Origin of the sequence: Halomicrobium katesii DSM 19301 (assembly GCF_000379085.1) — an archaeon.
GTDB classification, from domain to species: Archaea; Halobacteriota; Halobacteria; order Halobacteriales; family Haloarculaceae; genus Halomicrobium; species Halomicrobium katesii.
Genome location: NZ_KB905378.1, coordinates 2,016,222 through 2,031,366 on the forward strand (window position 1 = coordinate 2,016,222; position 15,145 = coordinate 2,031,366).

At 67.6% G+C, this 15,145-nt stretch carries 13 protein-coding genes; 4 read left to right on the top strand and 9 right to left on the bottom strand.

Annotation, left to right across the window (positions count from 1 at the left end; genetic code table 11):
* Positions 1-45: 45 nt before the first annotated feature.
* The 7 genes from HALKA_RS0110665 to HALKA_RS0110695 all read right to left on the bottom strand — a co-directional run bounded on the left by HALKA_RS0110665 (position 46) and on the right by HALKA_RS0110695 (position 9,017).
* Positions 46-1,101, bottom strand: a complete 1,056-nt coding sequence (locus HALKA_RS0110665; protein WP_018257978.1) for an ABC transporter permease — start codon at positions 1,099-1,101, stop codon at positions 46-48.
* Positions 1,098-2,228 (bottom strand): ABC transporter permease, encoded by a 1,131-nt coding sequence (locus tag HALKA_RS0110670; protein WP_018257979.1) that lies wholly within the window; start codon positions 2,226-2,228, stop codon positions 1,098-1,100. The genes HALKA_RS0110665 and HALKA_RS0110670 overlap by 4 nt, the downstream gene beginning before the upstream one ends.
* A complete protein-coding gene (locus HALKA_RS0110675; protein ID WP_018257980.1) occupies positions 2,225-3,778 on the bottom strand; it encodes an ABC transporter ATP-binding protein in 1,554 nt (517 codons plus the stop codon). The genes HALKA_RS0110670 and HALKA_RS0110675 overlap by 4 nt, the downstream gene beginning before the upstream one ends.
* Before the next feature lie 49 nt (positions 3,779-3,827).
* Positions 3,828-5,000, bottom strand: a complete 1,173-nt coding sequence (locus tag HALKA_RS0110680; protein WP_018257981.1) for a BMP family ABC transporter substrate-binding protein — start codon at positions 4,998-5,000, stop codon at positions 3,828-3,830.
* Positions 5,001-5,330: 330 nt separating this feature from the next.
* A complete protein-coding gene (nagZ, locus tag HALKA_RS0110685; RefSeq protein ID WP_018257982.1) occupies positions 5,331-6,917 on the bottom strand; it encodes a beta-N-acetylhexosaminidase in 1,587 nt (528 codons plus the stop codon).
* Positions 6,918-7,044: 127 nt separating this feature from the next.
* On the bottom strand, positions 7,045-8,049 hold the full coding sequence (locus HALKA_RS0110690) for a GNAT family N-acetyltransferase (RefSeq protein ID WP_018257983.1): 1,005 nt from the start codon (positions 8,047-8,049) through the stop codon (positions 7,045-7,047).
* A gap of 53 nt (positions 8,050-8,102) precedes the next feature.
* Positions 8,103-9,017, bottom strand: a complete 915-nt coding sequence (locus HALKA_RS0110695; RefSeq protein ID WP_018257984.1) for a polysaccharide deacetylase family protein — start codon at positions 9,015-9,017, stop codon at positions 8,103-8,105.
* Positions 9,018-9,444: 427 nt separating this feature from the next.
* On the opposite strand from HALKA_RS0110695, the gene dapA reads away from it, so the two are divergent.
* Positions 9,445-10,371 (top strand): 4-hydroxy-tetrahydrodipicolinate synthase, encoded by a 927-nt coding sequence (gene dapA / locus HALKA_RS0110700; RefSeq protein ID WP_018257985.1) that lies wholly within the window; start codon positions 9,445-9,447, stop codon positions 10,369-10,371.
* On the top strand, positions 10,368-11,126 hold the full coding sequence (dapB, locus tag HALKA_RS0110705) for a 4-hydroxy-tetrahydrodipicolinate reductase (protein WP_018257986.1): 759 nt from the start codon (positions 10,368-10,370) through the stop codon (positions 11,124-11,126). Before dapA ends, dapB begins: the two co-directional genes overlap by 4 nt.
* 18 nt (positions 11,127-11,144) lie before the next feature.
* Here dapB and HALKA_RS0110710 read toward each other — a convergent pair whose 3' ends face one another.
* Both HALKA_RS0110710 and HALKA_RS0110715 read right to left on the bottom strand, forming a co-directional pair.
* Complete coding sequence (locus HALKA_RS0110710) at positions 11,145-11,519, bottom strand: hypothetical protein (RefSeq protein WP_018257987.1); 375 nt, start codon at positions 11,517-11,519, stop codon at positions 11,145-11,147.
* 35 nt (positions 11,520-11,554) lie between these two features.
* Positions 11,555-12,844, bottom strand: coding sequence for a hypothetical protein (locus tag HALKA_RS0110715; RefSeq protein WP_018257988.1), 1,290 nt, complete (start codon positions 12,842-12,844; stop codon positions 11,555-11,557).
* Positions 12,845-13,130: 286 nt separating this feature from the next.
* Between HALKA_RS0110715 and HALKA_RS0110720 the strand changes: the two genes are divergently transcribed.
* Both HALKA_RS0110720 and HALKA_RS0110725 read left to right on the top strand, forming a co-directional pair.
* The gene (locus HALKA_RS0110720) at positions 13,131-13,961 is read left to right on the top strand and encodes a 2,3,4,5-tetrahydropyridine-2,6-dicarboxylate N-succinyltransferase (RefSeq protein WP_018257989.1); all 831 of its coding nucleotides are present in this window, start codon (positions 13,131-13,133) and stop codon (positions 13,959-13,961) included.
* A gap of 264 nt (positions 13,962-14,225) precedes the next feature.
* Positions 14,226-15,059: a ferritin-like domain-containing protein gene (locus HALKA_RS0110725; RefSeq protein WP_245545390.1), complete on the top strand. Its 834-nt coding sequence runs from the start codon at positions 14,226-14,228 to the stop codon at positions 15,057-15,059.
* Positions 15,060-15,145 lie beyond the last annotated feature (86 nt).

Below are 15,145 nucleotides of genomic sequence, written 5' to 3' on the forward strand. Positions count from 1 at the left end.
AGCGCCGGGAATAGCTCTTGGGGCTTCGCGGTGGCCGGACTGGCCCTACTCCGATTCCGTCTCGTAGGCCTCGCCGACCGCGGCGGGCACGCGCGTGTAGCCCACCAGCGTGAGCACGACGAGCACGGCGACGTAGGGGAACAGTCCGGTGATCGAGCCCGGCAGCGAGATCCCGACCGTCTGGAGCTGGATCTGGAGCATGTCCATCGCGCCAAAGAGCAGCGACGCGAGGAAGGCCCCGATCGGGTTGTAGTTGCCAAAGAGGTAGGCGACGATGGCGATCCAGCCTCGTCCGTCGACCATCGTGACGCCGGTGCCGGTGAAGCCGCTCCCGATGCCGACCGACAGCGTCGCACCGGCCAGGCCCGCCATCGCTCCCGAGAAGATGACAGTCGCGTAGCGGACGCGGTTCACGTCGACGCCCGCGGTGTCCAGCGCCTCGGGGTTCTCGCCGGCCGCCTGGATCCAGTAGCCGTAGCGCGTGCGATAGAGGACGACCCACGCGAGGACCGTCAGGACGAGCGTCAACAGGACGAGCGGCGACGTATCGAACAGCAGTCGTCCGAGGACCGGTAGCTCGGCGAGTCCGGGGATCACGACGTCGTTGACGTTGGGCAGCGTCGGGCTGGAGACTCCGCCCCACAGGACCGTCGCCCCGAAGGGCCCAAAGCCCAGGCCGATGAACCACACCGCCAGTCCGGCGACGATCTGGTCGGCCTTGTATCGGATCGTCAGGACGGCAAAGGCCACCGTCAACAGGGCACAGAATACGACTGCCACGAGAATGGCCAGCCAGAGGTCGCCCTGCGTGATCGAACTCTCGCCGGAGATGAGCCACGCCGCGGCGGCGGCGGTCAGGGCCCCGAAGATCATGAATCCCTCCAGCCCGATGTTGAACACGCCGCTCTTCTCGGCGTACAGACCGCCGATCGCGGCCAGCGCGATCGGCATCGCGGCCTGCAGTGATCGCTCCGCGGCACCGACGGTCAGCAGGTCCGCGCCGGGCAGATCCAGCAGCGTGATCGCTGCCACGGCAGCGAGCGCGGCGAGCCCGCCGCCGACGGCGAGGCGATGCTCGGCCGCGTAGTCGGCGACGCTCATCGATCGTCACCCCCGAGTCCGAAGCGGCGGGCACTCATTCGGAACAGCTCCGGGGCGGCGACGAACAGCACGATGAGACCGATGACGCCGTCGACGAGCTCCGAGGGCACGTCGAGCGTGAACCCGATGTATTGGCCGCCCGCGTCGAGACCGCCAAAGAGCAGGCCCGCCGGGATCACCCCCAGCGGGTTGTTCGCCGCCAGCAGGCTCACGGCGATGGCGTCGAACCCGAAGCTCGGGAACGTGCTCGGATCGCTGTAGTACCCCAGGACCATGATCGCGAACATCGCACCGGCGACGCCAGCGACCATTCCCGAGAACGTCATCGTCGTCACGACCGTTCGCTTCGGGTCGACCCCGGAGTAGGCCGCCGCGGACTCCTGGTAGCCGCTGGTCACGAGGTCGTAGCCGAAGCTCGTGCGGGCCATGACCACGTAGACGCCGAGCGCCGTCGCCAGCGCGACCCCGAGCCCGATCACCGAGAACGAGCCGCTCCCGAACGCGAAGCCGGGCAGGTCGACGTAGTCGGGGAACGACTCCGTGTTCGGTGCGGAGGTCCCCGACGGCCGGAGGTACGCGTCGATGAGGAAGTAGACGACGCCCGACGCGATGAAGTTCAGCATGATCGTGGTGATCACTTCGTTGGCGTCGGCGTAGGCCTTCATCAGGCCCGGAAGCGCCCCGTAAGCACCGCCCGCGACGATCGCCGTGATCGTCCCGAGGACCATCAACACGACGCCCCCGACGGGGCCGCCGGGCAACAGCGGCGCGAGAAAGAGGATCGTCAGCGCGGTCGCGAACCCGCCGACGACGAACTGTCCCTGGACGCCGATGTTGAACACGCCGGCCCGGAAGGCGACGGCGACGGCGACGCCGGTCAGGATCAGCATCGTCGACTGACGCAGCGTGAACGCGACGTTCGAGAGGTTCCCGACCGCGCCGTACAGCAGCGACGTGACGAACTCCACGGCGTCGTAGCCGGTCGCCCAGACGATCACCGAGCCGATCAGCAACGCCAGCAGCGTCGAGACGACCGCCAGCGCGAACCGTTCGAGGACGCTGGCTCGCAGCATCCGATCGGCCGCCCGATCGAGAACGGCACGCGCCCGGTCGCTGGCCGTGCTCACCGCTCGACACCTCCGTCGGCGGCCGCCCGCTCTCGCCCGGCCATCAGCAGGCCGAGTTCTCCCTCGGTCACGGCGTCCGGATCGACCACGTCGACGAACTCGCCCTCGTGGATCACCGCGAGGCGATCCGAGAGCTTCTGGACCTCGTCGAGCTTCGAGGAGACCAGCAGAATCGCCATCCCCTCGTCGCGCATCTCGTGGAGTCGACCGTGAATGAACTCGATCGACCCGATGTCGACTCCCCGAGTCGGATGTGAGGCGACCACCAGGTCCGGGTCGTGTCTGAGTTCGCGTCCGACGACGAACTTCTGCTGGTTGCCTCCCGAGAGCGAGCCGGCGTCGGCCTCGACGTGGGGCGGTTGCACGTCGTACTCGGCGACGATCTCGGCCGCGTGTTCGCGGACGCGATCCCAGTCGACGAAGCCGTTCTCGACGAACGGCTCGATGGTCTGGTTCCCGAGCAGGGCGTTCCGGACGAGGTCGTACTCCTGGACGAGCCCCTCGCTCTGGCGGTCTTCCGGGATGTAGGCGATGCCCGCCTCGATGCGGTCGCGCCGGCTCGTCTCGGTGATGTCTCGCCCCTCGAAGGTGACTGTCCCGGACTCGACCGGCCGCAGTCCGGTGATCGCCTCGACGAGTTCGGCCTGGCCGTTGCCGTCGACGCCCGCGATCCCCAGCACCTCGCCGGACCGCACCGAGAGGTCGATCCCGCTGACCTGTTCGAGCCCGCGGTCGTCTTGGACGCGCAGATCCGCTACGTCGAGGGTGACCGAACCGGGCTCTGTCGTGCGTTCCTGGCCCTCGAAGAGCACGTCCCGGCCGACCATCATGCGCGCGAGTTCCTGCTCGCTCGTCGAGGCTCCGTCGACGGTCCCGACCGACTCGCCGTCCCGGAGGACGGTGATATCGTCGGCGACGGCCATCGCCTCGTCGAGCTTGTGGGTGATGAAGATCAGCGATTGGCCGCGGTCGGTCAGCTCTGCCATCACGTCGAACAGCTCGTCGACCTCCTGGGGAGTCAACACTGCGGTGGGCTCGTCGAGGATCAGCGTGTCCGCCCCCCGGTAGAGGCTCTTGACGATCTCGACGCGTTGCTGGACGCCGACGCCGAGGTCCTCGATTCGCGTGTCCAGGTGCTTATCGATGTCGAAGCCGTAGGTCGAACAGACCTCGTCGATCGCCGCTCGGGCGCTGTCCTGATCGACGAGCCCGTTGTCCGTCGGTTCGTGGCCCAGGACGACGTTCTGGAGGACGGTCATCGTATCCACGAGCTGGAAGTGCTGGTGGATCATGCCGACTCCGGCGTCGATCGCGTCCCGCGGCGAGTCGAACGTCCGGGGCTGTCCGTCGACGCAGATCGTCCCCCCGTCGGGCTCGTAGAGCCCGTAGAGGACGCTCATCAGCGTCGTCTTGCCCGCTCCGTTCTCGCCGACGAGCGCGTGGACCGTCCCGCGTTCGAGCGTGAGGTCGACGCCGTCGTTGGCGATGACATCCCCGAAGCGTTTGGTAATGGCGTCGAGTTCGACGGCTGGTGCCCCGCTCCCGCTCATAGCTGTGTAGTGGTATCGTGTCTCATAACGTGCGATGGTGACTGTGGCTTCAGTCCTGACAGCCGGCGGCCGTACAGGGGACGGTCACGTCGCCGTCGACGATGGCCTGCTTCGACTCTTCGAGGTTCTGGCTCACGGCGTCGGGCAACTTCGAGCCGATCGCCTGGCCCAGCACGACCGCGACGGCGTCCTGGTCGAGGCCGAGGACGTTTCGACCGCTGACTTCGTCCCAGTTGTCCTGGACGATGCCCTCCGCGACGCGGTAGGTCCCTTCGTTGATGCGCTTGATCGCCGAGCCGATGATCACGTCCTGGTAGTCCGGCAGCGTCACCGACTGGTCGGCGTCGACGCCGATGGCGAAGCGGTTCGCTTCTTGTGCGGCCTGGAAGACGCCCTGTCCGGCGGCCGCCGCGGCCTGGTAGACGATGTCCGCCCCGGCGTCGTACTGCGAGGAGGCGATGTTGGCCGCCGTCTGGGTGTCCTCGTAGTTGCCGATGTAGCCGACCCGCACGTCTACGTCCTTGTTGACCCACTCGACGCCGGCGACGTAGGCGCGTTCGAACGCGTTGATCAGCGCCCCGTCGACGCCGCCCACGAAGCCGACGGTGGTCCCGTCGGGGTCGTTGGAGTTCCCTTCGTGCGTGAGCTCTCGGGTCGTCATCGTCCCGGCGAGGACGCCCGCCTGGAACGACATCTCGTGGTTGGCCCAGATGTAGCCGCCGACGTTCGGCCGTTCGATGTGGTCGTTGATCAGCATCCAGCGCTGGTCGGAGTACTCCTCGGCGTTGGTCTCCAGTGCCTGGGTGTGCTGGTAGCCGACCAGGACGATCAGGTCGTAGTCGGGGTTCTGGCTCTCTGCGAGCCGGGACTGGACGGTCCCGTAGTTGGACTGGTTGGTCTCTTCGACCTGCTGGAGCTCGATGTCGTACTCCTCGGCGGCGTTCTCCAGGCCCTCCAGTGCGAGGTCGTTGAACGCGCGGTCGCCGAAGCCGGCGGAACTGGAGACGATCGCGATGTTCGTCGTCCCGCCCTCGCCGCCGTCGGTCGTGTCTGTCTCCGTGTCGCCGTCGCCGCCGTCGCCGGTCAGACAGCCGGCGAGGCCGCCGGTGATAGCGACCGCCGCTCCCGACCGGAGCACGTCGCGTCGGTTGATCGGTGTGGCGGAGTCTCCCCGCTGGTCGACTGTCGTCGATTCGCCGTCTGGATCTGGTCCCGAAACCATTGGTATGTGGATATAACTATTTTCTAGGTATATAAGTTCGTCCCCAAAACAGGCAGACAAGGCAGTGAAGTCGGCACGAGATCCGCTGTGGTGTGTAAAATTTTGGTATCAGAATAAAAATACAAATCGGCGCTGTCGGCCGCATCCGCGCCACCACGACGCCCGTCGCCTCGCACGGAGTCCCGTCGCTCTGTCTCTGCTGGTTCCGGGGAGAGAAGCCGATCAAAGAAGGCCGGCGACAGTCCGTCTCATACGGAAAGTTGTAGTTGCTTACCGGTGAGCGTCGCCACGGGGGAGACGCTCACCGGTAAATTCCTACAACCGTCCGTATCAGTTCTCGGCCTCGAAGCCCGCGATCGTCACCGGCAGCCGACCTCTGGCCCGACGCCGGCCGGCCAGGATCTCGCCGGTCACCGACAGCGTCGCGGGCGTGTAGTCGTAGGTCGACACCGCCGTCGACATGTCGGGGAAGCGAGCGAGGTCGTAGGGGTTGCGCACCACCAGCGCGGCGAAGGCGTCGACGGCCTCGTCCAGTCGCTCGACCGCTCGCACCTGTTCGTCGTCGCCAGCGGCGTTGTAGGTCGCCAGCACGACCTGTTCGTCGCCCTCGAACGACGGCAGGGCGTCGGCGGTCTCGACCTCGTGCAGTTCCACGTCGAAGCCGCCGGCTTCGAGTGCGTCGGCGACCAGCGTCGGCTCGTAGCGGTCGTCCTCTGCCGGCGAGGCGCGTCCGCCGGGGAAGCCGACGAGGTGAAGCGGTCGTCCGGTGTCGAAGGGGACCGTCTCGCTTCGATCCCGAGCGACCGTGATGCCGGCCGCGGCGACCTCACGACCGACCTCGCGGGAGCGATCGCTCGTCGCCTCCCAGCGGTCGAGCGAGGGCGTCTGCTGGCCGACGCCGCGTCGCTCCTTGTACTCGAGGACGCGCTCGACAGCGTCGTCGATCCGCGACTCGTCGATGCGGCCCGACTCGACGGCGTCGATGACCGCCTCGACCGAGTCTTTCTGGACCGCGGGGGTGTGACAGACCAGGAGGAGATCACAGCCCGCTTCGACGGCTTGGACACACCCTTCCGGCGTCCCCATCTCGTCGGCGATGGCGTTCATCTCCATTCCGTCGGTGACGACCAGGCCATCGAACCCTAACTGCTCGCGGAGGAGTCCGGTCTGTACGTCTCGGGAGACGGTCGCCGGGAGCTCGTCGTCGCCGGTGATCGTCGGGAACGAGACGTGTGTCGTCATGATCGCGTCGATCCCGGCGTCGATCGCCCGGCGGAAGGGGGCGAGTTCGACGGCGTCGAGACGCTCGCGGTCGTGGTCGACGACGGGTAGCGAGTGGTGCGAGTCGGCGCTGGTGTCGCCGTGGCCCGGGAAGTGCTTCCCACAGGCCAGCACGCCCTCGGCCTGCATGCCGTCGGCCATCGCCGCGCCGAGGTCGCCGACGAGTTCGGGCTCCTCGCCGAACGACCGGACGCCGATGACGGGGTTGTCCGGGTTGTTGTTCACGTCCAGCACCGGCGTCAGATCGAAGTTGACGCCGATCGACGCGAGTTCCGCCCCGACAGCGCCGCCCACCGAACGGGCGAGGTCGGCGTCCCGGCCCGCACCGATGCTCATCTGACTCGGGGGTTCGGTCCCCCAGTCGGTCCGCGAGACGACGCCGCCCTCCTGGTCGGCCGTCACGAACAGCGGGATCTCGGGTCCCGCTTCGGTGGCGATGGTCTGTAGCTCGCGACTGAGCTCGGCGACCTGCTCGGGCGAGTCGATGTTCCGGCTGAAGTAGATGACGTTGCCACAGCGATAGTCGGTGAGGAGTTCGCGGAGGTCCTCCGTCGGCTCCGGTCCCTCGAAGCCGACGACGAACAGCTGTCCGACTTTCGTGGCGAGATCGAGTTCGGCCACGTCTGGCAGAGACATGGTGATACTGTCTCAATTGCACCCACGTAGTTCTGTCGGCCCGACGCTCCGATTTTCCCATGAGAGAACGCATGCGTGCCGAAAACGGGACTTTCGAAGATCGTTTCTCTATGCTCACCGAACGGCGTCACCGCTTCAGCGTGCTGTAGGTCGCCTTGGCGAGGTCCATCCCGATCCCGTCGGACTCGACGACGTAGTAGGGAACCAGGTCCGCGCCGAACTTGGACTTGTACCGGCAGAGTCGCTCGGTGTTCGCGCCCATCAGGTCGTAGCCGGTCACCGACGAGAGCGCGTCGTCCGCGAGGATGTCGGCGATGATCTGCCAGTGGACGAGGCTGTTGAGACTGACGCCCTCGTAGCTGCTTCGGGTGCCACCCTGCCAGAAGTACGCGGCGTCGGGCGAGTACAGCGCGGTTATGCCCCCGAGGAACGCGCCGTCGGGTCCGCGGACGACGTACGGTCGTGCCCGGTCGCCAAGCGCGGACACGAGATCGCGGACGTACGACCACTCGATGGGAAAGGGCCGTTCCTGCTCGGCGTAGCGTTCGCGGGTGGCCTCGTGGATCGCTCTGGCACCGTCCAGCCCTTCGACGCTCACGCTCACGTCCAGCTCTCTGGCCGAGCGGATCTCTCTGCGGAGGCTACTGGAGAAGCCGGCCATCGTCTCGTCGACCGTCGCGTCCGCGAGGTCGAGGCGGTAGGTGAACTGCGTCGTGAGGTCGTACTCCGCCCAGACGTAGGGCCGGGGGTCGAGGTACTGGCTGTTACAGACCATCCGGAACAGCGACAGCGAGCCGCCGGTGTCGATCGTCTCAAGCACCGCCTCGGTGAACTTCGAGTTGACCGATTCGATCTTGCGCTGCTTGGGACTGGTCGGCATCACCACGGGGCCGAGCCGCGGGACGTTCATCGACGGCGGCGGCGAGGTCACTGTCGTCCCGACGAGCTTCGAGTCGGTGACCACCGGGAGCAGTCCGATCGCCTGCTGGCCCTTGAACCCGCCGTACAGTTCGAGATCGCCGTCGACGTGTTCCGCGAGCACTTCGAGGGCCTCGGGCTGGTGGAAGAGGTCGATCCCCGAGTCCGGAACCGCCTCGCCCCACTCGTCGATATCGAGTCGTTCGATCTCCATCTCTCACCGGAGAACCCGCCCGTTCGGGCTTTGTTATCGACCGCCTACGCCAGTCACTGGGTCGCTCGTTCGCTCTCCGGCGTCGGGACCTGCGCTCCGTCGGCCTGCCAGTGCTCGTAGAGTTGCCCCGGCGGCCCGACCCACGCACCCAGATCGAGCGCGCACTCGATCAGCTCCCGGTACAGTTCGGTGTACCCGTCGTAGTCGGAGCTGAAGTAGCGGGGATGCCACAGCACCGTCATCACGCCCTCGTGGTCGCGCGCCTCTTCGAGGAGCCTGTGGCAGGCCGCCCAGGCGCGTTCGTACGCCTCGCCGGGGTTCGGTAGCGCACACTCCATGAGCACCGTGGGAAACACGACGAAGTGGTCGTCGAACGGCCGGAACGGGTGGTAGCCGTCCTGGAACCCGAACTCGGCGGACGAGCCGGGCGACGCGTCGTACTGGAGCCCCATCGAACGCTGGTAGCGCCAGGTCGACGGCCGCTCCAGGTTGAGGTAGTGCTGGCGGCCGCCGCGGACGGCCCGTCCGAGGGTCTCTTCGAGCCACTGCTTCTCTCGCTCCAGCATCGACGGCTCCCGGTAGGACTCGTAGGAACCGTGTAACCCCACCTCCCAGCCGTGGTCGTCCAGCGACGACATCAGCTGGGCGATGTCGGGGTCGCCCAGGTCGTACCGGCCGGCGTAGAGCCGCCAGCTCTCTACGTCGGTCCACTCGCTGACCGAGCGATCCCGGAACAGCGACTGTTCGGACAGGAAGTAGAACGCCGACCTGACGCCCAGCGACTCCTCCAGAGAGACGATGTCCTCGAAGGTCCAGTAGGGGTTGCGCCACGGCAGCAGGTCCAGCAGGTGCGTGGGATCGCGCTCGGCGACAGTGTAGTACAGCGACTGGTAGGTCTTGTACGGTCGGTCCACGTCGTGGGTGAGACAGAGTGCGAACTCGGCGTCCCCGGGTACCCAGTCAGACATCGCTACCTCTCGGGCCGTGGCTGGTCGGTTCCGTCACGGTCGATACCGGTAGCCCCCTCGCCGGCGTCCGGCGGACTCCTGTTTGTAACATCGCTACCATCTGTGTTGCGGTTCCACGGACTCTCGATACTGGCATTGTTATAGGGTATGTACCAGGTGGCACCGATCTCCGGCGGCGGACGCCGTCGTCGCACTCGCCGCCCGAGAACCGGCAAGCACAACGCATAAGTCCGTCGCCCGACCCGTGTGCAGTATGCGACGGGACGCACGACTCCGTCTCGACAGGGTAGCAAGCAGTGCGTCCACGCCGCCGAAAAAGCGCAAGCGCCCCTTCTGACGGCTCGCTGCGGGCGTGGCGCTCCCGTCTCGGGCCGGTCGCTCTTTTGCCGGGTATCGACGCCTCGACCACCACTCACACACGACAGCAATGACGCACATCGACCTCACCGGCGTGTTCCCCGCGATTCCCACGCCGTTCCACGACGACGACGACCGCAGCATCGACTTCGAAACACTCCGACGCGACGCACAGCGCCTCGAAGCGGCGGGCGTCGACGGCCTTGTCCCGGCCGGCTCGACCGGCGAGTCGGCGACGATGACCCACGACGAACACATCGAGGTCGTCGAGGCGGTCGTCGACGCCGTCGACGACGTCCCGGTCATCGCCGGGACGGGGAGCAACAACACCCGCGAGGCCCTGTCGCTGTCCCAGCGGGCGGCCGACGCCGGTGCCGACGCGCTCTTGCTCATCTCGCCGTACTACAACAAGCCCGAACAGCGCGGTCTCGTCGATCACTACCGGACCATCGCCGACGCCGTCGACTGCCCCCAGATCGTCTACAACGTCCCCTCTCGGACCGGCCAGAACATCGAGCCCGACACCGCCGTCGAACTGGCCAGCCACGAGAACGTCGCGGGGTTCAAGGCCGCGAGCGGCGACATGAATCAGATCTCCGAGATCGTCGAGCGGACCCGCGACGAGGAGTTCTCGGTGCTGTCGGGCGACGACGGGATGACCCTGCCGATGCTCTCGGTCGGTGCGGACGGGTGTATCAGCGTCGCCGCCAACGTCGAACCCGAACGCACCTGTGCCATGGTCGGAGCGGCCGTCGCCGGCGACTTCGAGCGCGCTCGGTCGATCCACCACGAGCTCGGCCCGCTCTTCCGCGCGCTGTTCGTCGAGACGAACCCGATTCCGGTCAAGGAGGCAATGCGAATCCGCGGGTACGGGCCGGCCCACATGCGCCAGCCCCTCTCTCGGCTCGCCAGCGAACACGTCGACCGGCTCGAAGCCGTCCTCGCCGACCTCGCCGACGAGGACCTCGAAGCCGAGTACGCGGAGGCCGAGCGATGACGCGGATCGCCGTCTGTGGCGCGACCGGCCGGTCCGGGGCCGCGGTCGTCGAGGCCGGACGAGCCCGTGACGACGTGGAGGTCGTCGCTGGCTTCGCCAGCACGGCCGACGAGACCGACGGCCTGCCACTGCGTCCCGCCAGCGAGGCCGGCACGGTACTCGAAGAGTACGACGTGGACGCAGTCGTCGACTTCTCGACGCCCGAAGCGACGATGGACGTGCTCGCGGGCTGTCTCGACAACGGCGTCGCGCTCGCGGTCGCGACGACCGGCTTCGACGAGGCCCGGTCCGAGCGGCTACGCGAGGCCGCCGACGAGATCCCGATCCTGAAGGCGACGAACTTCTCGCGGGGCATCCAGGCCCTCCTGCGGACGGTCCGGGCGGCCGTCGGCGCGCTGGACGACTACGACCTCGAACTCGTGGAGAGCCACCACAACGGGAAGGTCGACGCGCCCTCGGGGACGGCCAACACGATCCTCGAAACGGTCCAGGAGGAGCGCGACGTGGAGCCGGTGTACGGCCGCGAGGGCCACGCGCCCCGGGCCGACGACGAGATCGGCGTCTTCGCCCGCCGTGCCGGGGACATCCGCGGCGAGCACGAACTGGTGCTGGCGGGCAACGACGAGGTGCTCTCGCTGTCCCATCGCGCCGAGGACCGCGGCGTCTTCGCCGCGGGCGCGCTCGACGCGGCCCGGTGGCTCGTCGGCCGCGACCCCGGCTGGTACGACTTCGGTGCGGTCGTCGACGACGCCTGAACCGGTTGGTTCCGGGCCCTACGCCGCGTCTTCTCGCCGTTGTCGGACTTCCGGGACTGGTCTGAGCACGCCGAACAGGACGCGATTGAGCGCGAGACCGGCTCCCATCCCGATCAGGACGAGCGGCAGTACGCCGGTCGGAACCGTGTCTCGCAACATTCCCCAGCCCAGCCCCAGAATCGCGACAGTGCCGATCGCGATCAGGACCCACATCCCGGCGCGGCTGCGATCCGCCGATGCGCTCAGGAGCCCGGCGACGACGATCGCGACCACACTGATCCACCACTGATCGACGGCGAATGCGACCGTTCCGGCCAGCATGACTCCGACAGTGACGTTCCTGATCGCGATCCCGATGTCCTGTCGGACGATTCTCTCGCTGAGATCACTCATGTCGTGTCGACGGACTGTCGCCGGTGACATTAACATCACGGACTGGCGGCCAGCCGTCGATAGATCGGGTACAGCGTCGCGTAGACGCTCGTCGGGACCTGGCGAGCCGTCGCCTGCAGGAGGCGCTGACCGAGCGGTCGAGCCGACTGCTCGACCGACGCCCCGAAGTCGGCTTCTCGGAGCCACCCGAGCAGTTCCCGGCCACCGGGCGCGTCGATCGCCTCGACCTCGCGGGCGGCGTCCTGCAACGTCTCCCAGTGGTAGCGCTTCTGTGCCGAGAGGTGTTTCTCGCCGGACTCGAAGGTGTCTCTGATCGCCGGGACCGTCGCGGCGTCGTGGTCGTACCCGTGGTCGTTCGGATCGAGGCCGGCCAGCAGGAGCCCGACGATCGTCCGGTAGCACTTCTCGCAGTGGCTACAGTTCTGCGGGCCCTCGGCGTGGACGCACGTCCGGAGCGTGATCTCTCGGGACCGGCCGCGCACGTAGTCGGCGATGGTCTCGATCTTCTCCTGGCGGGTCGACTCGTAGCCGTCGTGGACAGCCTGGGTCCCGCTCCACCGGACGCGGTCGTCGATCGTCGGGTGCGAGCCCCACGGACGAGTCCACTCCTCGGTGTGGGTCGCTGCGATGTACAGCCGTCCGATGTCTGCGGCCGCCGTCAGTGGCGCACACAGGCCGAGCAACCCCAGTCCGTGGCCGACGGAGCTGTACCACGCGCCGTCGAGGTACCGCTGGAAGTGGGCCTGCAACAGCGGCGTCGCGAGGAACGACAGCATGTTCGACTCGACGAAGTGCGCGTCGAGGCCCCGCTCGGCCGCGAAGTCGGCGAAGAACTCGCGGTTGCGCTGCCAGCGGTCTCGGTCTCGCATCACCCACCCTCTGACGCTGATCAGATCGGGCTGTTCGGACTCGTGGCGGACGTACGTCGCCGTCGAGTCGACGCCGCCGGTAAACAGCAACGCGCTGCCCGCGCGCTCGCCCGGATCGCGACGGCCCTCGACGGCCTCTTCGCAGACGATCTGTCCCCCCTGCATGAAGGACGGATACATCTCACAGAGGCGCTGGCCGACGTGTCGGAGCGAGTCGAGGAACGCCGCGTCGACGCGATCGACCGCGACCGTCGCCCCCGTCGCCCAGGCGACGGGACAGACGTGTGCGAGCACCGGAACCACGAGCAGCGACTCCGGCACGGCAGCGATGTCGACGCCGTAGTCGGCGACGAAGGGGTCGTCGGTGACGAAGCGCCCGACGCGGCCACTCGTCGTCACCGTCGCTCGCAGCGTCGTGTCCGTCGCCGTGACCTCGTCGACTGTCACGCGATTCATCTCCCTGTCACCATCGGCCCCGCTCGCGCGTCGTCGCGGCGGTCGTTCTGTCGCCGTGATCCTTCCTGGCACTCGTCTCGCTCGCTGGATCGCTGTCGGCTCTCATCTGTCGTGGGCCGACGGTGGGTCGACGCACGCATTGTTAGTTCGACCGTATGTGCCCGTTCCCACGGCTCTCCGTCGGAAACCGTCACTTACCGGACCGTCGAGCCGTGGCGATTCGCTCCGGCGTCCGTTCGGTCGGAAACCCAGAGACGTATATCCGAGGAGGAGCAATCCCGTCCCAATGAGTCTCGAAGCAGACGTACGCGACCTCTGGGAGCGCAAACAGGACGGGCTGACGGCCGCCGACGCGACCGACGACCACCTGGCCGTCCTCGACGACTTTCTCGCCGCGCTCGAAGCCGGCGAGATCAGGGCCGCCGAGAAACGCGGCGGGGAGTGGGAGGCCAACGCCTGGGTCAAGCAGGGAATCCTCCTGAACTTCGGCCTGCGCGAGACCGTCGCCCGCCAGTACGGCGACGTTACCTACCACGACGTGCTCCCGCTGCGCGAGACCGACGACCTGCACGAACGGGGGAGCCGCAACACGCCCGACGGGACGGTCATCCGGCGCGGTGCGTACGTCGGCGGCGACGCCATCCTCATGTCGCCCGCGTTCGTCAACATCGGCGCACACGTCGGCGACGGCACGCTCGTCGACTCCTGTGACACGGTGGGATCGGCCGCCCAGATCGGCGACGACGTGAAGCTCGGCGCGAACACGCTGATCGGCGGCGTCCTCGAACCGGTCGAGAGCACGCCGGTCGTCGTCGAGGACGGCGTCTCGCTGGGCGCGGGCTGTCGGGTCACCAGCGGCTTCGTCGTCGGGGAGAACAGCATCGTCGGGGAGAACACGCTGCTGACGCCCCGCATTCCGATCTACGACCTCGTCGAAGAGGAAGTCATCTACGGCGAGTTGCCGCCCGAACGGCGCGCGTTCACCCGCTTCGTCGAGTCCAGCGTGAGCGACCACGCGCTCTTCGACGGCGGCGCGTACAAGCCCGCCGTCGTCGCGACCGACGTGGAAGCGGAGACCCTGGAGGCGACGGAACGAGAGGACGCGCTACGGGAGTGAGCGACCGGCCGCCGGCACGGCGGTAAGCCGACCGCACCCGAGCACTGTCTCGCCTTACTCGCGGCGGCCGTCGCCGACGCCGGCCACAGACGCCGCCGTTCGTCGCTCTCTGTCGTCACCCGGAGTCCCAACGCGGCCGTCCCCGTTCGAACGCCTCGCGACCGGGTAACGCGGTCGTATCGAGCGCCGGCTGGAAATCTCTGCGCATAACAAACCGTCCATCTCCGTAAGCGGGAGACGCCATAGCGCTGGCAGGACACGCTCATGACAGACAGACACCGAACGGACGACAGCACAGTATTGCCGACGATGAAAGACATCCGCCAGACGATGCGCTCGCGGCGCGACGTGCTCGCGGGCACGGGTGCAGTGATCGGTGCGGGGCTGGTCGGGACGGCCGCGACGGCCCAGGAGGACGACGCGGCTGGCAACCAGCCCATGGAGGTTCCGTCCCAGTTCGACCAGCCCGACACGGACGTGGACGTGCTCAACTACGCGTTGACGCTCGAATACCTCGAAGACGAGTTCTACGACACGGGGCTCGAACAGTTCGACGGCGAGGCGCTGGCGAGCGCGAGCGCGCTCGAAGTGCCGGCGGATCTGCTGGTCACGTTCTTCGAGGAGATCAGCGCACAGGAACAGTCCCACACCGAGCAGCTGGCTCGCGTCATCGAGACGCTCGGCGGGACGCCGGTCAACCCGCCCGCCTTCGAGTTCGGGATCGACTCGGCCGACGCCTTCATCGCGACCGCACAGGTGCTCGAAAACACCGGCGTCGCCGCCTACGCCGGTGTGGCACCGCGCATCGAGAGCCCGGACATCCTCTCGGCCGCGCTGTCGATCCACAGCGTCGAGGCGCGCCACGCCGCGGTGCTCAACGCACTCGTCGGCGAGTCGCCGTTCCCGGACGCCTACGATCCGGCGCTCCCCATCCCGGACGTGCTGTCGGCGATCCAGCCGTTCATGGCCGAAGAGATGGAGGAGACGCCGGAAAAAGAGCCGGGCACGGAAACCGACGCACCGGAAGAAGAGCCGGGCACGGAAACGGAGGCGACCGACGACGGAACTGAGTCGCCGGCTGAGGGTGAGAGCGGGTAACCGCGCCTCGTCTCCCTCGCCTCGGCGAGCCGCGGTCGGTCCCTGCGTCTGGATTCCCGGACCGGAGACGAGCGGGCACACGGACC